Genomic DNA, 25,016 nt, shown 5'->3' on the forward strand with positions numbered 1-25,016 from the left:
TTCTCCTCCTAATTGATTTTACGGACAGGTGGCCTCTCTGGCACGCCGTGCGCTACCTCGATTCCGCTTCGCTCCATCTGCACAGCACACAAAAAAGCCCTCTGTATACGTGAGTATACAAAGGGCGAATGTCTCGCGGTACCACCTTTTCTTGCAGATTTACTGTATTTTATCAAATATATCTGCATCTCTTCCTTCTGTAACGGGAAGTCCCGGAACGGCTTACACACCTGTCGGCTTCGGCTATTCAGTTCAAAAGCTACCTTCCGCACCCGCCATCCTGGACCGCCTTTCAGCCGGTGAGCTGTCCTCTCTTTTGGCGCGCAGCACGTACTCCTCTTTCTCATCACTTTTTTTCTGATGGTTTTAATCTTAACGAACCGTTCTTTGTTTGTCAAGTCTTTTTATCGCTTGACAACTCCCTGCTTCAATGATAGTATGCTCTGTGAACTTTTCACATTGTGAACTTTTTCAGGAGATTTTTTATGGAACATCAAAACGAAGAACTATTAAAGGCCTGGCTTCGCCTTTCTGTCGGAGTCAACAATGAAAAGCTTGTACCCGATATGCCCTACAATGAAGCGCTGATCTGTAACATTCTCTACTGGAATATGACAGAGCATCCCGAGAATAAAATGACAGCGACACAGCTCTGCCAGCGGACGCGCATGCTCAAGTCACAGATGAACCGCACATTAAACAACATGGAACAAAAGGAAATCATTATCCGGGAGCGATCAGAGACGGACCGGCGTCAGGTTTTCGTACAGCTGAATCCCTCTCAGCTTGGCGCATATCAGAAACAGCATCAAAAAATATTAGATATGATTGATCTCATAATTGATAAAACAGGTACTGAAACGGCACAACAGGCCATTTCTATTTTTAATCAGCTGGCAAATGCTGCAATGGAGGTATGGAAATGATTCGAATCTTAATAGACTCTGCTTCTGATTACACTGTATCAGAAACAAAAACAAAAAATCTTGAGCTTGTACCAATCAGCTTTGTCATTGGTGAACAGACCTACACAGATGGCTATGACTTAAGTCGCGACGGTTTTTATGAACTGCTGCAGGAAAGCGGCAATTTTCCTACAACCTCACAGCCCTCGCCGCAGGCTTTTCTTGATATTTTTACTGATGTAAAGGAAAAAGGAGATGAACTAATCTGCATTCTGCTTTCCTCAGCACTCAGCGGTACTTATCAGAGCGCTGTACTGGCAAAAAATATGGTGGAATATGATTCCATTTATCTGATTGACTCCCTGTCTGCCACCTACACGATCAAAATCATGGCAGATTATGCATGTACACTCCGGGAGAAAGGCTACACAGCTCACGAAATCATACAGGCAGTCGAAAATCTCAAATCCCGTGTAAAAGTACTGGCAGCCCTTGATACCCTGGAATATCTCGGCCGTGGCGGCCGCATCAGTAAAACTGCGGCCGCGATTGGAGACCTGGCTAACATCAAACCAATTATTACGATCAATGAAACCGGGAAGGTGGATATTCTCGGAAAATGCCTTGGAAAAAACAAAGCCATTGCCGCAATCCTCAAACATTTACAGGAAACCGGAGCAGATCCCTCATTTCCCATTTATCCGATTTATTCCTATGGCACGGACAACTGCGAAACCATGCAGAAAAAAATGCAAAAAGAAGGCTTTGAAATGAACGAAATGCTGCAAATCGGTTCTACAATCGGAACTCATATCGGCCCAGGTGCTTTTGGAATTGTATTTGTAACCGCGAACTAAAAGGCAACACTGTGTTCCAACTCTGTCAAATACTCCTCAAATACATCAAGCGCTGCATGCACCGGCTGCGAAGTTGCCATATCAACACCACAGATTCTTAAAAGATCAATCGGGTCCATGGAGCTGCCGCCACTCAGGAACTTTTTGTACTTCTCTACAATACCTGGTTCTCCTCTCAGAATCTTGCTGCTGATGGCAATCGCTGCCGCAAACCCGGTCGCGTACTGATATACATAAAATGGCGTATAAAAATGAGGAATACGCGCCCACTCATACGCAATTTGCGGATCTGAAATCATAGCATCACCGAAATACTTTTTATTTAAGTTCAAATAAATCTCACAGATCTGCTCTGCCGTCAGGACGCCGCCCTCTGACACAATGCCATGCGTCATCATCTCAAATTCTGCAAACATCGTCTGGCGGTACATCGTGGATTTAAACTGTTCCAGAAAATGATTAATCAGATATCTGCGCTCACCGGCATCGTCAGACCGTTTCAGCAGATCATGGATGAGCAGAGCTTCGTTGCACGTAGAAGCCACCTCTGCCACAAAAATCCGATACCCGGCATAGAGGTAAGGCTGCGCGTGGTTCGAATGCCAGGAGTGCAGGGCATGCCCCATCTCGTGCGCCAGAGTAAAAACATTGTCCAGATTCTCACGATAATTCAAAAGCACGTACGGATGTGAGCCATAACTCCCCCAGGAATACGCACCGGTACGTTTGCCACGGTTTTCATACACATCAATCCAGCGATGGTCAAAACCTTCCTGCAAAAGCGCCAGATATGCTTCTCCGAGAGGTGCCAGGCCCTGTTTAACCATGCGCTTTGCATCCTCAAAAGAATACGGCTTTTCCGGACACTTTACCAGCGGTACATACACATCGTACATGTGAAGTTCCTCAACACCCAGCAGTTTTTTGCGCAACCTGACATAACGGTGCAAAAGCGGAAGGCGCTCATTCATGGCCTGAATCAGATTTTTGTAAACTGATACCGGAATTGCAGTCTCATCCAGCGCTGCCTCCATAGCCCCCGTATAATGATGTTCTTTTGCGAAAAAATCCGCCTGCTTCAGATTGGCATAGTACAGTGCCCCTATGCTATTGATAAACTGTCCGTATACGGAATACAGTGTTTCAAATGCATGTCTGCGCAGAACTCTGTCCTGGCTCTGCTCATATGCCACGAAATTCCCCACCGTAAGGGGCAGTTTTTTTCCCTCTCCATCTTCCACTTCCGGAAAACGAATGTCCGCATTTTGAAACATCGCATACACATTTGACGGAGCCTCTCCAAGCTCCGAAGCACGCGCCAGCATCGCTTCTTCTTGTACCCCCAGCACATGCTCCCGTTTTCTTGTAATCTGCCCGATAAAGCGGCGGTAAAATTCCAGATTCCGGCACAAAGTGCCATCTTTTTGTATATACTCCGGATTCTCAGCAAAATATGCATCCATCCTGTCCTGCAAAATTGCGAGCAGCTCGGGTTCCAGCCATGACACTGCCTGCATCAGATTTGCCCCCGCAACCTGCATTTCCCCGCTCATCTTCTGATATTTTGCATTCGTCGTATCCTGATGATATCTCTGATTGGCGTAAACATGCAGCGCTTCAAAGACCTCCATCGCCTGCTCATACAGACAGAGCGCCTGCAAAAGCTGCTCCGCTCCTGCCTCTAGCGTCCCCTGCAAGGAAGTAAGCTCCTGTGTCATTTTTTCGAGACGTTCTTTTGCTTCCTGATACGCCTCATCTGTCGTATAAAGATCTGTCAAATCCCAGGTATCTTCTGTTCTTTGCTGTTCTCTTGTAATAACGTCCTTCTGTTTCATGTTGGCATCTCCTCTTTTTCCAGGTCTTCGACCGGTCTCCATGCCTTCCCAAATCCGACATCTTTAAACAGCGCCACCAGACCTGTAATCTGTTTAAGCCTTAAAATCTCATCCGTGTCCATTCCGAGATGCTTGGAAATCCACGCATCCGATCGGCCCAGCTCATGCAGTTCCTTGACAATATTACTCATCAGATCCACATTGTGACTGCCGCGCGCACGATTGTGACGGATGGTACTGGCCATTCTGCGGTCCAGGGGCTTGTCGATCACAGAGACCGGCAGCAGGCCCTGTTCCCGCTCATAAATATCCTGATGTTCCAGCATAATCCGGTATCGGTGAAATCCATCCACAATCACGTAGCAATCCTCATCCCGATTGTGATAGCAGACGATTGGCATGGTATATCCGTCAATGCGAATGCTCTCATACAGCAGCTTCATCTCGGGCGGCGCTACCGCATTCGGATTATACGTATTCGGTTTGATCTTCTCGATCGGAACCGCTACAACATTGTATACCGGGCTTTTATACTCCATGCTCCATCTCCTCCACGCTTTTGTACTCTTTTCGGATATAATCAATCCTTCTTTGCTGTTCCCGATCCATGCCAAATCCCATGAACCGGCAGATATGGTCGTTTTTCAAAATACAGTAACACATTCTTTTCCAGCTCGGAATGTCTTTACTGGACTTAATATCATCGGTATCGTCCGGAATTTTCCCCCTGAATATCACACGTGATTTTTTGTTCAGCGTATAGTTTGAGACACCGTTTCTCTGGATATTGTAGCCTCGCTCTTCCAGTTCCTTTATGGTATCTTCATCCAACCCGCCTCCCGTCTCGTGCCAGAACCGAATGGAAGTGTTAAACTTTTTGACATAGTTGTTCCGCAACCTTGCCGGAAGTGTATCCAGCAGAAAAACCGTATACTCCTTCCAGGTGTACCCTTCCGGCAGCGTAATATTCCGATAGCCCATGGCCTTTGTTTTTCCATAGATACTTGCAAAATTAGCGCCCTTGACACGACCGACCAGCTTTACCCATATTTTGGGGTCAATCACCCGGTACAAATTCAGCGAATCCCTCGAATAATCATTAAACGGGGAAGCCACACGCATCTGAGAGACTTTCAGCCCTGCCATATAGTATAGGTCGTACAGCCGGTTATAATCATATCCAAACACATAATTTGCATGCCAGATATCGTTTGCAGACCAGTCGTACAGCGGCGAAGCACACCAGACATCCTTAAACTGCCGGCTGATCCAGCACTGATCTTTGTATCCGTACTTTTTGTTTACAAAACCACTGTAACGCTGCAAAGACTCATCGGCCCGCATTCCCAGCAGGCATACTGTCTTTTTCCCTCCATGTGCCAAACGGTACCATCGCCCAAATTGCTTTGCCAGATCTTCCTGATGCATTTTATAATGGTAAGTCGTAATTGGATTATTTTCCAGCCGAATCACATAATCTTTATCCGGCATAGGCCGCACCCAGGCATCCTTTTTCTTATCGTCCCAGGGATACCAGTACATCTCATAACTCCCCAACGCGGTCCGCGTCGCCATGGGCAGACATACCCAGTAAAGCTCTGCCTCCTTCTTAATCCGTTCCATCGTCCGCTCGACATACTCTGTAGTTACAGAATACTGCGCTTCAAAATCCTGATGAAACACGCCAACTACTTTTTCCGGATAGTGCCTTCGGCGGTAATCAAGCATCAGATTCAAAAGTAAACCGCTGTCCTTTCCACCGGAAAATGACACGTACACATTGTCAAACTCTTCGAAAATAAATCGAAACCGTTCATGCAAGGCCTCATATACATTCTGCTCTGAATACTGTCTTTTCATAAAAATCCCGTCTCTTTCGTACCTGAGCGAAACAAAATCCGCCATTCTCATTTGTATATTGGATTATATTACCAGATTTTACCAATTTTTACAAGGAACGCAAAAAGCAGTTTTAAACAAGTTTTTTATACACCAAAAGCTCCTGGCATGCACGGTCGAGGTCGACCATACAAGCCAGGAGCCCTAATATTTTATTTCTATTTTTTTATGTTCTCTTATATTTTGTCTTTTACCGTTCTTCTCTGAAATACGATTGTCCAAGCGAAAACGGCGGCTGATTCTCCCGCTTATTGCGCATGCTCGTAAGAACAAGCACCACCAGCGTAACAATATACGGGATCATCTTGTAGATCTCCTGAAGCTCCATATGTTCCATTCCGGTTGGAATATACAAATACAGGATATACAGTCCTCCAAAAAAAATCGAGGAGAAAATTCCCACTACTGGACGCCAGATCGTAAAGATAACCAGCGCAATCGCCAGCCAGCCACGGTCGCCGAATGCATCGTTTGACCAGACGCCGCACGCGTAATCCATGACATAATACAGACCGCCCAGACCTGCGATCATACAGCCAATGCAGGTAGATGCATATTTATACTTTGTTACGTTGATTCCCGCCGCATCCGCCGTACCCGGATTCTCGCCGACTGCCCGTAAGTGCAGGCCGACACGCGTGTGATTCAGCACATAAGCGCATACGATTGCAATGAGGATCGCCACATAAGCCAGAAATCCATAGGACAGAAAAATTTTCCCAAACCATCCCATTTCCCCTGCAAACGGAAGAGATTTGCTGAAATAATTGCTGGTCGCCGAAAGAGCGATTGACGGTACATCGCTGCCCGACAATTTAATCAGAGAACCTCCAAAAAAGTTTCCAAACCCAACGCCGAACGTCGTCATGGCAAGACCTGTCACATTCTGGTTTGCCCGCAGTGTAACAGTCAGGAAACAGTACAGAAGCCCCATGCAAAGAGACGCGAACAGGCAGCATACAATCGGTATCAAAAGCGCCAGAAATCCATTCATGTCCGCCGGATCAGCCAGGGACTGCTCATAGAAAAAGGAACCGATTACACCGCCGATGGCGCCCACATACATTACGCCCGGGATTCCCAGGTTCAGATTGCCGGATTTTTCAGTCAGAATTTCCCCGGTACTTCCAAACAAAAGCGGAATCCCCTGCACCACTGCTCTTGGTATAAATGCCACAAGATTAATCATCTGCCTTCACACTCCCTTCCAGCTTCTTACGGAAATGAATCTTATATGCAATAAAAAACTCACATCCAATGATAAAGAATAAAATAATGCCTGTCAGAATATCTGAAAATGACTGGTTCAGGCCAAAGCTTGTCGAAATTTCACTGGCCCCCCTGTTCAGGAAAATAATCAGGAAACTGGTGAGAATCATCGTAAACGGATTGAATTTTGCCATCCAGGAAACCATAACAGCCGTAAAGCCCTGTCCATTTGCCACAGTAGTTGTGACAGTGTGGTTGATTCCACCAACCAAAAGCAGGCCGACCAGACCGCAGATTGCTCCGGATAACAGCATAGTACGCATAATGATCCGCTCCACCTTAATTCCGACGTAACGCGCCGTGCGTTCGCTCTCCCCAACCACCGAAATTTCATAGCCCTGTTTGCTGTAATTCAGATAAACATACATCAGAACCGTGACTACAAGTGCAACAATAATGCTGAGCAGATATTTAGAACCAGCCACCTCCGGCAGCCAGCCGATATTCGTCTTCTGGTTGATAATTCCGATCTTTCCCGAGCCCTTCGGCATTTCCCAAACAATCGTATAAAAAGCCACCAGCTGCGTCGCAATATAGTTCATCATCAGCGTGGAAAGCGTTTCATTTGTATTCCACTTTGCTTTAAAAAATGCCGGAATCAGGCCCCAGATTGCTCCGGCTCCCAGGCTGCACACAACCATCAGAGCAATCACCGCCGCATGCGGTACCTTACCTGCCAGACAGATCATACACGCCGCGGCCGCCAGACCTCCGACCAGCACCTGGCCTTCCCCTCCGATATTCCAGAAGCGCATGCGAAACGCCGGCGTCAGAGCAAGTGCAATCAACAACAGAATGGCCACATTCTGAAAGGTAATCCACGTCTTACGCACAGTTCCGAACGCACCTACAAAAATAGACGTGTACACTTGAATCGGATTGATACCGGTGAGCACTGTCGTCACCACAGCACAGACCACCAGGGCTGCCACAATAGCCAGCAGGCGAATCCCCAGTGATTTCTGCCACGATATTGCATCACGTTTTACGATATGGAACAACGGATCTCTGTGTTTATTTTTCATGGCCTGCACCTCCCACGCGCGTCATCATCATTCCGACCGTATTTTTATCGGTTGTCCTGCCATCTACAATCCCGCTGACCTGACCGCCGCAAAGAACCAGAATCCGGTCACAGAGTTCCAGAAGTACATCCAGATCCTCGCCGACGAAAATCACTGCTACACCTTTTTCCTTCTGCGCATTGATCAGATTGTAAATCGTATACGAAGAATTAATATCCAGACCGCGCACCGCGTACGCTGTCATCAGAACCGTCGGTGAAGACGAAATTTCGCGGCCGACCAGCACTTTCTGTACATTTCCTCCGGACAGCCTCCTGACCGGCGTGGAAATGCCAGGTGTCACAACTTCCAGTTCATCCACCACCGTCTCCGCAAGATGTCTCGGCTCCTTGCGATCTGTGAACACTGAGTGCCCTTTCCGGAACGAACGCAGCATCATATTGTCTGCAAGATCCATATCCCCGACCAATCCCATTCCGAGACGGTCTTCCGGAACAAACGAAAGCGCCACACCCATATCGAGAATCTTCTGCGGGTCTTTTCCGATCAGCTCTTCCCGCGTGCCATCTTCCCCGATATAACAGATGCTTCCACTCTCTGTGGGCTGCAATCCAGCGATTGCTTCCAGAAGCTCTTTCTGCCCGCAGCCGGAAATCCCTGCAATACCCAGAATCTCACCGCTGTTCGCTGTAAACGAGACATCCTTCAGCTTTACGATACCGTCCTCGCTGCGCACTGTAAGTCCCTGCACCTCAAGTCTGGTGCTCGGATTCACCGGCTCCGGTCTCGTAATATTGAGCGACACTTTATGACCCACCATCATGTTCGTCATTTCAGCGGCATTCGTGTCCTTTGTCATCATATCGCCAATAAAACAGCCGCGGCGCAGAACTGCAACACGGTCTGACAGGCTCTCCACCTCATGCATCTTGTGCGTGATAATCACAATTGCCTTCCCATCGTCCCGCATGTTGCGCAGCACTGAAAACAGCTTCTCCGTCTCCTGCGGCGTAAGTACCGCCGTCGGTTCATCCAGAATCAAGATATCCGCGCCGCGATACAAAACTTTGATAATCTCCACCGTCTGTTTCTGTGATACGGACATATTGTAAACCTTCTGCTGCGGGTCCACCTCAAATCCGTATTTCTGGCATATTTCCTGAATTTTTTCGGATGCCTCTTTCAGATTCAGCTTCCCTTTCAGTCCCAGCACAATATTTTCTGCTGCAGTCAGCACATCGATCAGCTTAAAATGCTGATGCACCATTCCGATTCCCAGCGCATAAGCATCCTTGGGCGAGCGGATTACCGTCTCATTTCCATTAATAAAAATCTGTCCCTCATCCGGAAAGTAAATACCGGAAAGCATATTCATCAGTGTCGTTTTCCCGCTGCCGTTTTCTCCAAGCAGAGACAGGATCTCACCTTTATAAATATCCAGACAGACCTTATCGCTGGCAACTACAGAGCCAAACTTTTTGGTGATATTTTTCATTGTCACCGCAGCCGTTTTGCCTCCCACCTGTTCATCCTCCTTTTTCTCTGTTTCCTGTAACGAGTAAAAAATACGGTGCAGCGAGAATCGCTGCACCGCTGTATGCGTATTCTTCTCAGATTAGAATGCAGTATCCAGAAGTGTAATACCATCGATCTGAAGATCAAAGTACGGAGCGGAACGCAGTCCTTCTCCAGACTCATTAAAGTAACCGTCTACGATTACTTCGTGATCCTTCTCATATTCAGGATCTGTATCAACATCTGCCATATAGCTCTCAAGCTTCTCGCCCTCTACAGTAAAGGTTGCTGTATCAAACACATGAAGGTTTCCTGCTACCAGCTCTTCAGAAGCCGCTGCAACAGCCTCCTCTGTACCCTCTGCGATTGCACTGCCGAACTCAGTCAGAACAACAGAACCTGTGGAGATATCTCCTGTCCAGTCTGCTGCGATTGCTTCGCCGCTTGCCACACAACCCATTGCATACTCAAAGTACGGCTCCCAGTTGATTCTGGAAGATACGATGAAGGTATTCGGGCAGGCGCTTGCTGTACTTCCGTTGTAGGAAACATTCGGCACACCGGCAGTTTCACATGCAGTCGGAGCACCCATAGAATCCGCATGCTGGCTGATCAGAACACAACCGTCCTCGATCAGTTTGTTTGCGCCTTCTTTTTCAGCCGTCTCATCATACCAAGAACCTGTAAAGGTTACTTCCATCGTAACGCTCGGGCAAACAGAACGTGCGCCAAGGAAGAAAGAAGTATAACCGGAAATTACCTCTGCGTATGTATAAGCGCCAATATATCCCATCTTAGCCTGATCTTCCGTAATCTCACCGTTTGCGATCATCTCGTTCAGCTTCAGACCAGCTGCAATACCAGCCAGGTAACGGCCCTCGTAAATAGATGCAAACGCATTATGGAAATTGTCAAGCTCTTCCGTATGTGCCTTTGTACCAGTTGCATGGCAGAACTGAACATCCGGGAACTCTCTTGCTGCCTCAATCATATAGTCCTCATGACCAAAGCTGTCTGCAAATACGAAATTGCAGCCTGCATCAGCCAGCTCACACGCTGCTTCGTAGCACTCCTGTCCCTCCGGGATACCAGTCTTCATGACAGCCTCAATGCCCATCTTTTCACATGCTTCCTTTGCAGCATTGATAAAGTTCAGGTCATAGGTGGAATTCTCGTCATGCAGAAAAATAAAGCCTGCTTTTACTGTCTCTTCCGCACTGCTGGCAAAGCTTGTGAACATGCCAAAGGTAAGAATCATAGCAACTGCCAGAAACAACTTAACACTTTTTTTCATTTCTCTTCTCCTTTTTTGATGAAATGTTAGTGAAATACCAGTGGTGTCAGCCTCAAAATGCGGCACGGACAAAAGATGTGATCCTAAATAATATCCGGAGCTAAAAAAAGCACCGAAAGTTATAAAAAGCAGATATACAATACCGTATATCTGCAGACGCTCTTTGCATACACCCAATAGTCGCAACTGAACGGCGTGCGGTAGAAACATCTGAACCATCTTTCCAGACCTATATCGGATAACACTACGTATTTAAATTTTAGCAATTTCACAGACGCTTGTCAAACGAAAAGACATACTGCAAACTGTTTTCGTGAAATTCATCAAAAAAGGAACTTAGTTTTTATATTTGTTATCAAATTCGCTATATTCTGTAATATCTCGACCTTTTTCGTCTGTGAGAATGCTCAGAAATAAATTTTCTCAAATCCTCCTTGACACGCCTTTTTTCATATGTTAGTATTCATATACGCTCAATGTAGTTTTAAAAACTATATTATAAACATCAACCAATCATTTCATAATTTTTTACTACTTGCGAAACGTTTCATCAAAGTCAGTCACATGGAAAAATGTAAAAATAAGGGGGGACTTGTTTGCGTCGGAACCCCATTTTTATACTTTTTCCAGGGGCCATTCACCCTCTATTAACGTTTCCAAGTTTGAATTTGGAGGTGTTCTAATTGACTATTACAATTCGTGAACCAGGAAGTGCAATTACTCATTTTATCGGCATGATGCTGGCTGCTGCTGCCTCTGCTCCGATGCTGGTAAAAGCCGCCCTCGACACAGACAGTACAGGCGTCATCGCCATGGCCGTATTTATGACAAGTATGATACTGCTTTATGGTGCAAGCACACTGTATCATTCCGTAAATCTGAGTGGACGCCCGTTAAAAGTGTTCCGTAAAATTGATCATATGATGATCTTTGTCCTGATTGCAGGATCTTATACCCCGGTATGCCTCCTCGTACTTGAACCAAGACAGGGGCAGACACTGCTTGTCACCGTCTGGGCAATCGCTGCAGCCGGAATGCTGATCAAGGCACTCTGGATCACCTGTCCGAAATGGTTCTCTTCTATTTTATATATTGCAATGGGATGGGCCTGCCTGTCTGTGTTTGGCCAGCTTCTGACCAGACTGTCTGCTCCCGCCTTTGCCTGGCTGCTCGCAGGAGGCATCCTCTACACAGTCGGCGGTGTGATCTACGCGCTGAAGCTTCCGGTATTCAATGAGCTGCACAAAAACTTCGGCTCCCATGAAATCTTTCATCTGTTTGTCATGGGAGGAAGCATCTGTCACTTTATATGTATGTACCAGTATGTACTCTGAATCCACATCTGTTTCTCCTGAATCTGTGGATTTGTGCAATCCTGTATACAAACTAGCGGCTACCAGCTTTCTTTACAAAACCTGGCTGGAGCTGCTGTATTTAACAATTAGCATTTCCACCGCCAGTCGGTCTCCGAGCCGACCGGTTTTCACCGCCTCTTCGGCAGATACGCAGTCCTGTACAGCCTGCAGCAGTTCCTTTTTTTCGAATCGCTCCGCCTGTGCGAGACTGCGTTTTGCAATAAATGGCGCAAGCCCTGCACGCGAAGCCGCCGTTCCGCCGTCAAACCCCTGCTCCCGCAGATCTTTCAGCTGCAACATCTGGTTAAACTGCCGCGCAATTAAAAACAGAATTCTCATCGGCGGTTCTTTTAAGGAAAGCAGATCATAATACAGATCCAACGCTTCTTTCTGCCGCTGATCCGCCAACGCACGGATCATATCAAAAATCCGGCTTTCTGTCGTAACGGTACAGATTTCCTGCACATCCTGGGTCTCAATCGCATCTTTCCCATATGTAAAACACAAAAGTTTTTCCAACTCATTCGCAATATGTTCCATATCGTCACCAGCCATCTCCAGAAACAGCCGAAGGGCATCTCCAGTGATATTTTTCTGCTCCCGTTTCAGCATTCCAAGAATCCAAGCCTGCAACGTGCGTCCATCCTGGCGCCCCAGCTCTGCAATCCGCCCCTTCTGCTTGACTGCCTTAAACATTTTGCCGCGTTTGTCCACTTCATCCTCTACAAAAATAAGAATAGTCTCCTCCGGAAGAGAAGGAAGATATTCCGCAAGCTCCGGACATGCATTCTTAAAAAAGCCGCTCTGCTCTATCAAAATCAACCGGCGCGCAGCAAAAAAAGGCAGAGTCTCCGCCTGGTCGATAATCTGCCTTGCTGAAATACCTTTTCCCTGATACAGGGAAAAGTTCATCGTATCTCCTTCCTGGAGAATTGCATTTTTCAGCCGGTTTTTATACTGGTTTTTCAGATATGTTTCCTCACCGTACAAAAGATAAACCGGCCGAAAAGTTCCACTTTTTATATCCTCGTTCAGATTCTTCATACACAGGAATCCTTTCGTTCCCTCTTTTTCTTCGTCATCAGGCCGCCAATCCGCCCCGTCTCTTTTGCAGAAAGCGATTTCCAGCCCTGCTCTCTTACCTTTTCCAGGAGGCCCAGTTCCTCTGCAATCTCATATTTCATTTGATCATCCGGGCTGAGCGCCTCCCAGTTCAATTTCTTTTCTTTTTTTTCTGTCTTATTTTCTGCCATGAGCACCTCATACTCCTTCCATATCATTCATATCCAGAGTATAGCCTGTTCCGAAATAAATATTCACACCACAAAAATTTTCATTCCAAAACACACATTGATCTGAGTATATCACTGTCGCCTACAATTCCATCGGCATAATCAGTGCTGCCAACAAATAGAAGACCACACCTACTGATACAAGCCCAAAAACAAGAAAAATCAAACGCACAATGGTAGAATCAATTCCAAAGTACTCTCCAATCCCGCCGCATACACCGCAAATTTTCCGGTCACTGTTTGACCTGTATAGCTTCTTCATCTCGCATTCCTCCTGCACATTCTATTTTTAAATTTATCATATTACTGACTCAAAACGATTGACTTTGCGTTTCCGTTTCTTTTTCAAATAAAATTTCCACAGAACCAATTCCGCAGTCAATATCTACATTTTTATCTGCTCCATGATCCAGCTTTGTATCCTTCCCAAAACCAGAATAATCCTTTTCACCGATTTCAATTTCACCAATTCCACAATCGAGCTCGTAGTTAAAATCATATTCCTGGCCAATCAACGTCAATGTCACACTTCCGACACCGCCCTTGATATCAGCAGATTTTCGTACATCGGCCAATAGCTCACAGCTTCCGACACCACAGTCCACATCCAGGCGGTCGCACGCAAGAACTGCCCCTGCGGAAGTCAGACTGCCGACACCAATCTCAAGCCGCGCTTCTTTTAAACACTGCTCCTTCGGTATCCATATTTCAAGCTTTGCTCCACGGTTCACACCAAAAAAGCTCCAAAAAGCTTTTTTACATTCCACTTTTAACGTACCGCCTCTTTGTTTACTCGTAAATCCGGACGGAAGCTCATATCCCTTTATTCGCCAGGTCTCGTCTGTACTCTCATAAAACGTGCATTCTGCCACGCCCACATCCAGCCGAATGGAATCGATCCCCGTATACGTTTCATCAAAATCGGAAGTACGATCTACCACACCGGAAGCAATCACACCCGCATGGCCGATCAGATCACCGCCTGCGCTCTGAAAACTTCCATTTTCCATTGCCTTTCGGAAGTCATCCGCGCGAAATCCACTGCACAAGCTGACAATTCCAAACGATATTCCAATCACGCCCAAAAACAGTGCTGCGAGCAACAGCCGTTTCGTTGTTTTTTTCATTCTTCTGCGCCTCCTCCACCAAAAATCTTATGCGCCAACTGGCACAACCAATTCCAGCATTTGCGAAACATATCCAACCAGAAATGCAACAGCCACGGCATGACTGTCGTCCAGCCCCATTTGGTAAGCAACGCAATCAGCATGGCAGCTGCCAGCATCAAAAATCCAAAGCAAAGTCCCATCAGCCCGGTCGGTAACTGACTCAGATTTCGTATTCCATCCAATACCATCGTCACACCGCCCACCAAAAGACCGATCACTGCCGCAAAACCACTGGCCAAAAGACCGAACAGACCAGCCACAAGACCAAACACTCCGCCCAAAATTGCTGTAATCACGGAAAAACCTGCTGAAATAATCCTCCCTGCCAGAGAAATCCCGAAAAACAGAAACAACAGGAGAAAAAGCAAACCGTTACGGCGTTCTTCTTCTGACTTTTCTTTCCTGGATTTCTTTTTTTCATTTCTTTTTTTGTGTTTCATGATTTTAGCATAATGATCCGGCACACGGTGATACTCGTCAAAGCGCTCATCATAATATCCCCGCTCTGTGTATTCTCCGCCTTCACCCCCGCCTCTTAAACTGTTCTTCAGTTCAGCTGCTACCTTTTCCGGGCTGCCGATATGCACAAGAATCTCCGCTTCATGCTCTGATCCAACCTCATCAAAGTAATCCTTGTAATACTGCAACGCTTCCTCCCGCTCATCCTCCTCCAAATCCGAAAGAAGAAACGCAAGCTCACGCAAAAAACTTTCCCTATTCATAACTACTGCCTCCCCGGAGTATCATTGAAATCTTGGAGGAATAAATCTCCCATTCTTCCCGATAAAGATTCAACTGTACGACTCCTTGTTCTGTCACTTTATAATATCTGCGGTTCCTGCCTCCGTACTCCTGGTCATACGCTGTCAGACACGCATCCTTTTGCAGCCTGCGCAGCACCGGATACAACGTGGATTCCGATACATCCAGCACACTGCGTACCTCCTGCGTAATCCGATAGCCGTATGTCCCCTCCGGTTCCCGCGACACAACGGACAGAACAATGGCATCCAGAAGAGCTGCTCCCGTGTTGAATACCATTACATTATCTCCTTAATAATTTATAATATTATTTTTTGTTCTATATTATATTTCATATAATATTATTTACTCACAAGTTTGTCAAGCATTTTTTATTAAAACGCCATATTAACTCAATAAATCCTCCTGTCGTCCAAAAAACCAATCCATCACACTCCTTTTTTCTTCCCCTCCGGCGTCTACTTCAGTGACACATATCACCAACCCTTGCCAAATCTTCCTCCGATATTGTATAATCTATCTGGTACATATTACGCCACAACAAAACGATTGAAAAATGTCATTCCCAATTAACGCACAGCAAGGAAGAGAGGATCTCAAATGTTCTTAAAGGTATTACTGGTCGATGACAACCGATACGCGCTCAACCATTTTTCCAATCTGGTAAACTGGGAAGAACTTGGCTTTTCTCTGATCGGCACTGCCACAGATGGAATTGAAGGAATGGAGCTGTATGAACAGTATCACCCGGACCTGATTATCACAGACGTCCAGATGCCGGGTATTGACGGCCGTGAACTGGCCAGACTTGTAAAACAGAAGACCCCTGATACAGAAATCATATTTCTTTCCAGCTATGATGAGTTTGATTATGCAAGGGCTGCCGTTGATTTAAAAGTACACGGATATCTGCTCAAGCAGGAGCTCACACGCGATATTCTGGCTGCAAAGCTGAAAACAATCCGTGACCACTTTAGCGAAAAGATCCAAAATGCACATCAGCAGATCAAAAGCAGCCTTACCACCTGTTTTCGCATGTCCGTAAACGAACTGGAATCAGAAGGCTACCCGGACCGGAAACTGTGCAAGGGCAGCGCTTTCTTTTTTATCATTGAACAGGATCACATCCCTGAACAGATCGCGCTGCAATCAGATTGTCAGGTCAAAGAAGCACAGTACAACCGCATCTTTCCCCAGCTTTCTGCGCAGATTCCGGAATTGACTTATCTGATCCGGGCAGAACGTTTTATCTGGATTGCAATTACAGACGACCGGAAGGACTCTGAAAAAAGCGCTCTGGTAGCCGCCTCCTTCCTGCGGGAACACGAATCAGAAAACTTTTCCGTCTACCTGTGCGGAAAAGTAGAAACCATCATGGACTGCCGAAAACGGTATGAGGAACTGAAATATCTGTCTAAACAGCGCTATTTTGAAGGGCCTCAATGCGTGCTTTACGCAGATTTGTTCGACCCGCCGCAGAAGATACCAAAAACGCAGATGGAGGCACTGCTGAAAATGGCTGACTCCATATGCTATTGATTTAGAAAAACATAAAAATAAAACAGTAATACCTGTATGAAAACACAAGTATTCTACCTGTCCGTCAGGCAGGTTTTTCAAAGAATATTAACAGGCTGGATGTTTATTTTGCTACAAGTTCCGGATAGATTTTTCTTTTGGTTTCGATCAGCGCACCCATTACACGGCGTCCTTTATCGCTGACCAGATACCTTCTTGAATGAGGAACTTTCCGAATCAGTCCATGCGCCCTTAATTTTGTAAATTCCCTGCTGGTTTTTCCTTTTACCTTGGCAGAATCGGGATTAGCCCTATTGGTTGAATGGCGGATTTCCCTGTTCGTAAACCCACGGATGAGATATTTCCCATCCGAAACGGACTCAAAGAGAAGAAACGTCTCGGCAGACCAGACATTATATCCGCTGTAGTTTCTCCCTCCCAGTTTTTTCCGACAACAGATACTGTTGATCTCCTTTTCAATGGTTTTTGCCGGGATTATGTTCTGCATGGAATCCAGAAAACGCTTATTTGCTGCTTTGGAAATTTCAGCATACCGGTATAAGTTAGCGATAGACTTACCCATGGGAACCCACCGTTTGGATGTAGTTCCGTCTTCATGTTGTACATCCTTATAGACCTTGAATTCCCTCGGGTCATTAATGGTCATTTCTACCCGCAGGCAGCTGAATTTATCATACATCTTGATACTGTTGGACTTCATTTTGAATTTAATCCTCCAGCCTTCTGGGCGCTTACGGTAATCGGAGACTGCCTCTCCCTGAAACTTATGGTGAAGTTTACGCCCAAGAAAAGAAAAAATATCCGTACAGTTGAAGTCATAGAATGCGTGGCCTACCAGGGATGGATAAATATCCTCCAAAGCCTCCCGGCTCTTAAACATAACATCGGTAGCGTACTCGCATTGATCCACACACCAGTGGTATCCCTGGTGGAAGGTTTTTTCAATCGTATCAAGATAAGGGTTCACTTTATGTGCAAAGAGGTCAAGCTGCCTGCACAGGCTTTTGGAATCAAACCTGTCGGCAAGCTCCTGTGCCTTTTTTATGTCGCTGATTTCGTAAAAGGAGTTGTCATACATCTGGTAAGAGATGCCGTTTTGCTCAAAGACATGCTTCATCAATTCCCGCCCATTGATATAGACCTGGATAAGAAAAGGGAACCATGTCTGGAGCTTGACATGCATGAAGCCGAAATGCTTATCAAGGAAATAGAAGTAATAGTATTTGCATTTGCGGTTTACTGTGTCAAGGGAAAGCAGCCCGTTGTCATGTTTTTTAGGCTGCAGAGTCTGGCAGTATTCCACTACTGAGAGGATACAGATGAGGCCCTCATCCACCGGATGTTCTTCAAGAGCCTGTAAAGCTGCCTGTTCCTTTGAAGTTTTAGAAGATGTAAGGTAAATCAAAGGCCGTTTATCAGAAGCAGCCATATTTTCTGCATAGGAGACAATATCCGCAGTTACCTGATTGGCATAAGACGAAAAATCTTTAAGCAGGACATTTTGTTCAGAGAGGAAAAATCCTTTTCCGGAAGTGGAAAAGAACTGGCGGATATGGCCTTTGATGATCATCCTGTCAAAAAAGGAGAATGTGCCATTGATTTTATCTTTATATTGTTCTAAAATAGTGTTCATAGGATCATCCTTTCGTATGAATGCTTGCAGGGGAATTTAGTTCCCGATGGATTGGTACGCAGATACCGTATAAGTGCATTATAGCACGTGCATCTACGAATAGGATGATTCTTTTGTTTTTATAGTTTGATTGCAGCCAGCGGCTGCGGTATGGGATACTGAAATCAACGATCTTGACGAGCTTCTGTCTTCCATTTACAAACCGCTTCTGCATCAGCAGGATTTCGACAGCTTTATCCGAATGACGTGTCATATCCTCCATGCAATAAATAAACAGTTACGGGAAAGCGGCCAGCCATTTGATCTTTACGATGAAGAAACGTTCTATTTGCTTTCTGCAAAAAGGATTATTCGCTGGATCAAAAGCAAAATTATTCTTATCAGAGAATTCATTCATCCGATCTATTCTGACATGACCATGCGCGTCATGGACTATATCCACCAGAACTACAGCAATCCTCTTCTGAGCGTGGAGATGATTGCGGATATTACAGGACTCAGCATCAACCGAATGAACGATATTCTGAAAAAAGACCTCGGACAGACTGCCCGGAAATATCTGGCTGAAATCCGAACTGAAAAAGCGTGCCGCCTTCTTGAAAAAGGGCTTCCGATCCAGCAGGTTGCTGAACAGACCGGTTACAGCACGCCTTCCTATTTTTCCCACGTGTTTCATAAATCACTTGGGATCTCGCCGCAGGAATACCAGAGAACCAAACGCAAAAACGGAGCCGCTGCTCCATAGACGATTTCCCGTCTGTGTTGCAGCGGCTCCGTGCCGGTTGCCCGGTTCTTTCTTAATTCTTATTTTTATTCTGCATTCAGAATCTCGGTATAAGCAGTTGTATCGTGATCAACACATTTACTTTCCGTGTTGAATTTCATTAAGTTATGGCTTCCGATTTCGTATGCATCCCAAGGCAGTTCCTCTGTACTCGGAGTACCTGTCTTCGCCAGAGCAATAAATGCACTTGCGATCGCATCCTGTACGGTATATGCAGCCGGATCTGAACCGTAAGCGATATTTACCATAGGCTCATCCATGTTGCGGAAAATGAAAGCAAGGTCTTCACAGTGGAAAGCAGTGATACCGCCGTTTACCGGTGCTTCATAATCGAACTCATACAGATAAACCGTATCGCCAGCTTCGGTAAGGGCTGTTGCAGTATCCCACTTACCGCTCATCGTATTGTTGTAGAAATACAGCTCGCGGTCTTCCATTTCCGGATAAAGCTTGTTGAACTCAGCCAGAAGTGCCTCTGCCTTGTCGCCAAAACGCTCTTCGAGTTTTTCAGCCGTCTCAGCTTCATCCCACTCATGATGACGGAAATCGCCGTACTTGTAGGAAGCAACCGTATTCTCTGAGAATACGCCGGAAACGATAACCGGAATACCAGTCGTTACAAACTCATCCATAACAACTACGCCATCAGCAGTCGGACCCCAGTTTACATTGATACCTTCTTCTTTCAGCTCTTCGCGGGCCTGATTACCTGCTGCGAGCAGTGTGCGATAATCAATCGTTTTGATCTCATCGATCGTCTCAGCAGTCAGACCAAGTAATTCAACCGTCTTCTCACCAAGCAGTTTTGCATTTGTATTATCAGAAATATTCGCGCTGCCGCCGGAGATCATACCAGCTGCATGGAACAGGCCTTCCGCTGCTGGCTGACGCATCATAGTAGCAACCTTGCTGCCGCCGCCGGATTGTCCGAAAATCATTACATTTTCCGGATCGCCGCCAAACTGTGCAATATTATCATGAATCCACTGCAGGGAGGCTGCCAGGTCAGCTGCGCCAAGGTTTCCGCTGCCTGCATACTCTTCGCCAAAGGAAGACAGATCCAGATAACCGATTGCATTCAGACGATGGTTCACAGTAACGACAACCACATCGCCATACTCAGACAACGCCTGTCCGTCGTAAGCAGTAGACTCGATGGAGGAACCGTTGGTGTGTCCGCCTCCATGGAAGAACACGATAACCGGCTTCTTTGCATCAGCGTTCAGATCCTGTGTCCAGATATTCAAGTTCTGGCAATGATCGCTCTGTGTCCAGTAACGATGCGGCCATACAAACTCATCCGCGCCGACTGCCGTCTGATCCGGAATGAGGGAAATTGTGCCATAGCTCTGTGCAAACTGATAGCCCTCCCACGGCTCTACCTTCTGCGGCTGTTCAAAACGATCTGCATAAGCGTAGTCCACGCCCCAGAAACAGTACGTGTCATTGCGTGTAAAGCCAATCAGCTTACCGCCTTCCACTTCAACGACAGGCTGGGTTTTTGCTGCTGCCGGATTTTCAACGATAGCGCCGCTGGCGAATACCGGTGTAGTAGGAATCAACATACAAGCTGTTGCCACGCATAACATTTTCTTCAAGTGTTTCTTCATACTTCTTACCTCCATAAATTTGATTGCTGGTGCAGTGTCAACGAGTTCAAATTTCAGATTTTCATCCCGTCAGGTTCTGTCGTTACCAGAACCTCTATTCATCAGAAGCCATAATTCGGAGCATAAAATTCAGCTGCCATCTGCTTCAGAGAATCCATATAAGTAACGCTGCCAATCGTATCTTCATCGCCAAGATCCATATATGCAAGATGCTCAGAATTCGAGTTCACCCACTCAGGCAGGCCTTCGCCGTTCGGGTTGCCGGTCTTCATAAAATTACTCCAGTAGGAGGTTACAATATCAGCCAGCTCATAATCCCAGTCTTCCCAGTAACGCTGTCCTGCCGTATCTCTCAGAGAACCGAACGTATACCAAAGTTCACTGGAATGCCATGCCCACAGTTCTTCCTCGTTTCTTCCAGGTGTGAAATGGGTAAACAGATAGATATAAACATCGCCCGTATGATACTCTTCCGCTTTCTTTCCAAACAGCATATTATTCGTTACCGTAAATACGCTGTGATTCAAAATACGAGCGGTATCCTCTGCAATAGCATCCACAACGCGACAGGTATGCGGGAAATCATATTTCTCGTAAAGCTCCTCGCCCAGCATATCCTTGTAATAAGCGTAAAATGCCTCTGCAGTATTCAGATCTGCGAATCTGTCCTGCGTGAATTCACCCAGATCGGTGCCGGCAAGAATGCTCACATTTTCAAAGTTTCCTGCTTCATAAGCCTCCTGAAGCGTCGGATACTGAATCGCATAATTGTCATATACCATGCCCTGCGGCGCTTTTCCGTATTCTGTTTCTTTTCCCATGAAGAACTGTGCATCCATTGCACGCAGCTCTTCCAGGCTTTCATCTCCTTGCAGTCCCAGCATCTTCAGCCAGTTCACAGAAGTCTCTTCCATTTCTTCAACGGTTCTGTATTTTGTTCCATACTGCAGGCTGGTCTGCCAGATTGCTCCATCAAGATGTTTTGCTGTTTCATCATTGGCAAAGAGCGCGCCCGATTTTGAAGTACCGCCGGACTGTCCGCCAACTGTAATTCGTTCCGGATCTCCGCCAAATGCCTCAATATTTTCAACAACCCACTCGATTGCTTTGATTTCATCCATAAGGCCCCAGTTACCGCTTGCATTGTAGCCGGTCTCTGCATCCAGCTGAGGCAGCGCCATATAGCCAAACACGCCGAGACGATGTCCAACTTCTACCACTACAACACCCTTTTGAGCCAACACTTCCGGATCACATTCAATCTCATAAGAATATCCATGATTCAGTCCGCCGCCATGGAACCATACATAAACCGGCATCTTTTCCTCTCCGCTTGTTGCGGATGTCGCCACATTCAGGTAAAGGCAATCCTCGCTGTACTCCGGCAATCCCTCATAATAGAAATCTGTTTTCCACGGTTCGCCTGCCATATCGTTCGGCCACTGCATTGCCATCGGTGCATACGTATCAAAAACACGAACACCATCCCACGCTTCCGGGTCCTGCGGCTCTGCCCACCGAAGTTCTCCGACCGGCGGCGCTGCATACGGCACACCCTTAAATAAAGTAATGCCATCCAGTGCTCCCGGAACACCCTGTGCCTGTCCGTAGGCCGTCTCCACAACACCGAGCCCTGCACCTTCCTGCGCCTGGCCTGTCACGCCCAAGGCTCCAAATGCCATAGAACAAGCCGCCATCACCGCAATTCCTTTTGTAAAATATTGTAGTCTCATGAAACCCCTCCTTACCTGTTTGATGCCTTTATTCTAAAACACCATCCCTACCCATATCAATCCAACAATTCCACCCTCCAATGCTCAAAAAACACATATGCCTTCAACATTTCCAAATCATACCAATCTTATCCAAGCACACCTCCCAAAAACTCAATCCCTTAACCAAAAAAAGCATGTCATCCAAAAGAAAAACACAAATACGGTGAAAAAACACAAATGCCCGCTATTTTTTCACCCTTTCCTAATAAAACAACATCCCAAATCCCGTTCTTTCCAACACGACAAACCACCAAAGCTATGCTATAATAAATCCAAAATCTGTCATACAATCACCCTGTTTCTAAAACCCATTTATAATTAAAGAATGCACAAAACGCATTCGCCACCCCCAAGCGATGCTGCCCACAGCTAATTTCCGTCCCGCGCTCTACACATCCTGCCGGAGATTTTTCTCATACTTTTATCGTATAATATCGTAGAATCCGGAAACGAAGTTTGCCGTATGATAAAAAACAGCCCCGGTAACAGGTACAGGATAAGGGGTGACTTGTTTGCCTCGGAACCCCGTTCCTGTACCTGTTACCGGGGCGTCCACTTTCATCCGCCAGAAAGGAGCCCCCATGCGAAAACATTTGTACCCTAACACATTATTGAAAAAATGCATCTATCTGATCAGCGCGGCAACGATCATTCTTCTTCTGTCAGCCTCCGTCCTAATGTCTGACTGGTACAACCGCTTCATGTTACCAGAGCGCCAAAGTACCTACAGCGTTATCACAGAAGCCATTTCAACCAAACTCAGCTATATTCTTCATCAGAATACCCAGTACCTGCTCCGCTATGCCCAAAATATTGCTCTTATGGATCAGGTAATCGCACTTTCAGACAGTACAAAAGATTTCGAACCAGTCACAGAGCATCTTGTCAGTGAACATTATGGCAGTGTCAAAGGCTCCGTTGCTGCAACTCGTAATCTTGTTCTCTTATATGACAGGAAAGAAATGATCTGCCGCCCAAAATTCACGCTTCATACGGAAATAATCCAAAACTCGGAATGGTTTGACCAAATGCTGCTGTATTTTGATATGGAAAAGCAGCTTCGCGAAGGAGTCACGACACGGCGGATTTATTCTCCCGTTTTCCAGACGCCGTCCGACTCCTCCATCGAACCGTTTATTGCCTATGCTATGTATAAACCTTATAACGAACACGAATTTATATTTCTGATGATTGAGCCACTGTCGGATTTCCAGAATATCCTGGAAACTTTTGATGATTATCATCTGAATGACTACTGTCTGATCGGCAAGGACAATAAAATCCTTTACCAGAACGCGGAAGTCTCTTCCGTTGCAGCCTTAAATTCGAAAAGTCTGCAGGAATTGTTTTCCAGCCAACAGTATACTGTCACATTAATAGAAACAAACCATACTGCCTTTCTCGGTTCCAGAATCTCTTTCCCGACCGAGGATCTCAAAATTGCTGCCAGTATATCAAACGATACGATGCTCGCTCCCTATAATACCTTCCTCTGGCACAACCTTTTGATTTTAACAGTTTTCACGTTATTGCTGATCAGCTCCGTCTTTTTCATTGTTTGGACAAGCCTGCGCCGTCTCGGAATGCTTTCGCAGCAGATGAAAGAAATCCACAGTGAGAATTATCATCTGGACCGGAAAATTACAGGAGACGACGAAGTCGGCCTGCTGGCCGGTACCTTCTATAATATGGTGGATAAAATAAATGAAGATATCACGATCATTCGCGAAAAAGAACTGAATGAAAAAAGAATTCGGTACAGCCTGATGGTATCTCAGGTTGACCCGCATTTTATTTACAATACCCTGAACACGATCACATATCTGGCTGAACTGGAACAGACAGAGGATATTAAGATTATCAACTGTTCGCTGATCAGCATGCTCCGTGACCGCCTCAAAAGCTCTTCGCAGCACGCTTTTGATTTTCTCGAAACGGAACTGGAGCAGCTTCAAAACTACGTTACCATTCAAAAGTACCTCTGCGCGGGCGAATTGACACTGGAAATCCAGGTGCAGGAGGAATGTCTATCACTCCTGTTTCCCAAACACATTCTTCAGCCCCTCGTAGAAAATGCGATCCTGCACGGAATCCTCGTTCATCGTGATGAACACCGCCACCGCATTCCGGGCATCATACAGCTTCAGATTTGCTGCGAACAGGATATGATTCTGACTCAGATTCGGGATAACGGAACCGGTATGACCAAAGAACAGATCCAAAAATACTTTATTGACCTGCCTGATCAGAGCGATATTGATACGCTTCCATCCGCAGCAGACCAGCACACTCCCCGCACTGCACAAAAAAGCAGTCGGCACGAACATATTGGAATCTACAATATCCGTAACCGACTGACTTATTTATTTGGCGAAGCCTTTCAAATCCATGCAGAAAATATTCCGGAAGGCTCCGGTTTTATGATTCAGATAAAAATTCCGGTACATCCGACAGATCTCACCGACAATGCCCAATGCGGCAAACCCCTGACTTAAACA

The 25,016-nt window shown here is 46.1% G+C and carries 22 protein-coding genes and 1 riboswitch; of the genes, 6 read left to right on the forward strand and 16 right to left on the reverse strand.

The features are described from left to right. The first annotated feature begins 485 nt into the window (after positions 1-485). Positions 486-926: a MarR family winged helix-turn-helix transcriptional regulator gene (locus AC6I2O_RS05330; protein WP_120390864.1), complete on the forward strand. Its 441-nt coding sequence runs from the start codon at positions 486-488 to the stop codon at positions 924-926. After that, on the forward strand, positions 923-1,762 hold the full coding sequence (locus AC6I2O_RS05335; RefSeq protein WP_120390865.1) for a DegV family protein: 840 nt from the start codon (positions 923-925) through the stop codon (positions 1,760-1,762). Before AC6I2O_RS05330 ends, AC6I2O_RS05335 begins: the two co-directional genes overlap by 4 nt. Here the strand turns inward: AC6I2O_RS05335 and pepF are convergent. The 7 genes from pepF to AC6I2O_RS05370 form a co-directional block, all read right to left on the reverse strand. Next, entirely contained in the window at positions 1,759-3,597 is a 1,839-nt protein-coding gene (gene pepF / locus AC6I2O_RS05340) for an oligoendopeptidase F (protein ID WP_497742034.1), read from the reverse strand. The two genes, AC6I2O_RS05335 and pepF, sit on opposite strands and share 4 nt — an antisense overlap. Next, positions 3,594-4,136: an IbrB-like domain-containing protein gene (locus AC6I2O_RS05345; protein WP_120390867.1), complete on the reverse strand. Its 543-nt coding sequence runs from the start codon at positions 4,134-4,136 to the stop codon at positions 3,594-3,596. Before AC6I2O_RS05345 ends, pepF begins: the two co-directional genes overlap by 4 nt. Next, the gene (locus AC6I2O_RS05350) at positions 4,126-5,457 is read right to left on the reverse strand and encodes a phosphoadenosine phosphosulfate reductase (RefSeq protein WP_120391325.1); all 1,332 of its coding nucleotides are present in this window, start codon (positions 5,455-5,457) and stop codon (positions 4,126-4,128) included. The genes AC6I2O_RS05345 and AC6I2O_RS05350 overlap by 11 nt, the downstream gene beginning before the upstream one ends. Positions 5,458-5,686: 229 nt before the next feature. Further along, on the reverse strand, positions 5,687-6,685 hold the full coding sequence (locus tag AC6I2O_RS05355) for an ABC transporter permease (protein WP_497742036.1): 999 nt from the start codon (positions 6,683-6,685) through the stop codon (positions 5,687-5,689). Then, a complete protein-coding gene (locus AC6I2O_RS05360; protein ID WP_120390869.1) occupies positions 6,678-7,790 on the reverse strand; it encodes an ABC transporter permease in 1,113 nt (370 codons plus the stop codon). Before AC6I2O_RS05360 ends, AC6I2O_RS05355 begins: the two co-directional genes overlap by 8 nt. Next, complete coding sequence (locus AC6I2O_RS05365; RefSeq protein ID WP_120391326.1) at positions 7,780-9,285, reverse strand: ABC transporter ATP-binding protein; 1,506 nt, start codon at positions 9,283-9,285, stop codon at positions 7,780-7,782. Before AC6I2O_RS05365 ends, AC6I2O_RS05360 begins: the two co-directional genes overlap by 11 nt. Before the next feature lie 120 nt (positions 9,286-9,405). Then, positions 9,406-10,599: a BMP family ABC transporter substrate-binding protein gene (locus AC6I2O_RS05370; protein ID WP_120390870.1), complete on the reverse strand. Its 1,194-nt coding sequence runs from the start codon at positions 10,597-10,599 to the stop codon at positions 9,406-9,408. Between the two features lie 157 nt (positions 10,600-10,756). Next, positions 10,757-10,856, reverse strand: a riboswitch (purine riboswitch). Positions 10,857-11,282: 426 nt separating this feature from the next. Between AC6I2O_RS05370 and trhA the strand changes: the two genes are divergently transcribed. Continuing rightward, complete coding sequence (gene trhA, locus AC6I2O_RS05375; RefSeq protein WP_120390871.1) at positions 11,283-11,933, forward strand: PAQR family membrane homeostasis protein TrhA; 651 nt, start codon at positions 11,283-11,285, stop codon at positions 11,931-11,933. Positions 11,934-12,005: 72 nt separating this feature from the next. Here the strand turns inward: trhA and holA are convergent, their stop codons facing one another. The 6 genes from holA to AC6I2O_RS05405 all read right to left on the reverse strand — a co-directional run bounded on the left by holA (position 12,006) and on the right by AC6I2O_RS05405 (position 15,456). Beyond that, positions 12,006-12,998 carry a DNA polymerase III subunit delta gene (holA, locus tag AC6I2O_RS05380; protein ID WP_497742037.1) on the reverse strand — a complete coding sequence of 331 codons (993 nt, stop codon included), beginning with the start codon at positions 12,996-12,998 and terminating at the stop codon, positions 12,006-12,008. Beyond that, positions 12,995-13,207 (reverse strand): alpha/beta-type small acid-soluble spore protein, encoded by a 213-nt coding sequence (locus AC6I2O_RS05385; protein ID WP_120390873.1) that lies wholly within the window; start codon positions 13,205-13,207, stop codon positions 12,995-12,997. Before AC6I2O_RS05385 ends, holA begins: the two co-directional genes overlap by 4 nt. A 121-nt stretch (positions 13,208-13,328) precedes the next feature. Beyond that, a complete protein-coding gene (locus AC6I2O_RS05390; RefSeq protein WP_120390874.1) occupies positions 13,329-13,508 on the reverse strand; it encodes a PspC domain-containing protein in 180 nt (59 codons plus the stop codon). A 49-nt stretch (positions 13,509-13,557) separates the two neighbouring features. After that, positions 13,558-14,373, reverse strand: coding sequence for a hypothetical protein (locus AC6I2O_RS05395; protein WP_120390875.1), 816 nt, complete (start codon positions 14,371-14,373; stop codon positions 13,558-13,560). After that, positions 14,370-15,137: a DUF1700 domain-containing protein gene (locus AC6I2O_RS05400; RefSeq protein WP_120390876.1), complete on the reverse strand. Its 768-nt coding sequence runs from the start codon at positions 15,135-15,137 to the stop codon at positions 14,370-14,372. Before AC6I2O_RS05400 ends, AC6I2O_RS05395 begins: the two co-directional genes overlap by 4 nt. After that, a complete protein-coding gene (locus AC6I2O_RS05405; RefSeq protein ID WP_120390877.1) occupies positions 15,130-15,456 on the reverse strand; it encodes a PadR family transcriptional regulator in 327 nt (108 codons plus the stop codon). The genes AC6I2O_RS05400 and AC6I2O_RS05405 overlap by 8 nt, the downstream gene beginning before the upstream one ends. Positions 15,457-15,777: 321 nt before the next feature. Here AC6I2O_RS05405 and AC6I2O_RS05410 point away from each other — a divergent pair, with 321 nt between their 5' ends. After that, complete coding sequence (locus AC6I2O_RS05410; RefSeq protein ID WP_497742038.1) at positions 15,778-16,716, forward strand: response regulator; 939 nt, start codon at positions 15,778-15,780, stop codon at positions 16,714-16,716. A 103-nt stretch (positions 16,717-16,819) separates the two neighbouring features. Here AC6I2O_RS05410 and AC6I2O_RS05415 read toward each other — a convergent pair whose 3' ends face one another. After that, entirely contained in the window at positions 16,820-18,349 is a 1,530-nt protein-coding gene (locus tag AC6I2O_RS05415; protein WP_497741803.1) for a hypothetical protein, read from the reverse strand. 130 nt (positions 18,350-18,479) lie between these two features. Between AC6I2O_RS05415 and AC6I2O_RS05420 the strand changes: the two genes are divergently transcribed. After that, the gene (locus AC6I2O_RS05420) at positions 18,480-19,094 is read left to right on the forward strand and encodes a helix-turn-helix domain-containing protein (protein WP_497742039.1); all 615 of its coding nucleotides are present in this window, start codon (positions 18,480-18,482) and stop codon (positions 19,092-19,094) included. Between the two features lie 65 nt (positions 19,095-19,159). On the opposite strand, the gene AC6I2O_RS05425 is transcribed toward AC6I2O_RS05420, so the two are convergent. Together AC6I2O_RS05425 and AC6I2O_RS05430 are read right to left on the reverse strand one after the other, a co-directional pair. Continuing rightward, complete coding sequence (locus AC6I2O_RS05425; RefSeq protein ID WP_497742040.1) at positions 19,160-20,743, reverse strand: carboxylesterase/lipase family protein; 1,584 nt, start codon at positions 20,741-20,743, stop codon at positions 19,160-19,162. Between the two features lie 101 nt (positions 20,744-20,844). Then, the gene (locus AC6I2O_RS05430) at positions 20,845-22,476 is read right to left on the reverse strand and encodes a carboxylesterase/lipase family protein (protein ID WP_497742043.1); all 1,632 of its coding nucleotides are present in this window, start codon (positions 22,474-22,476) and stop codon (positions 20,845-20,847) included. A 623-nt stretch (positions 22,477-23,099) separates the two neighbouring features. Here AC6I2O_RS05430 and AC6I2O_RS05435 point away from each other — a divergent pair. Continuing rightward, positions 23,100-25,013 (forward strand): sensor histidine kinase, encoded by a 1,914-nt coding sequence (locus AC6I2O_RS05435; RefSeq protein WP_497742044.1) that lies wholly within the window; start codon positions 23,100-23,102, stop codon positions 25,011-25,013. Positions 25,014-25,016: the final 3 nt, after the last annotated feature.

The organism is Blautia sp. St.27G3 (assembly GCF_059728505.1).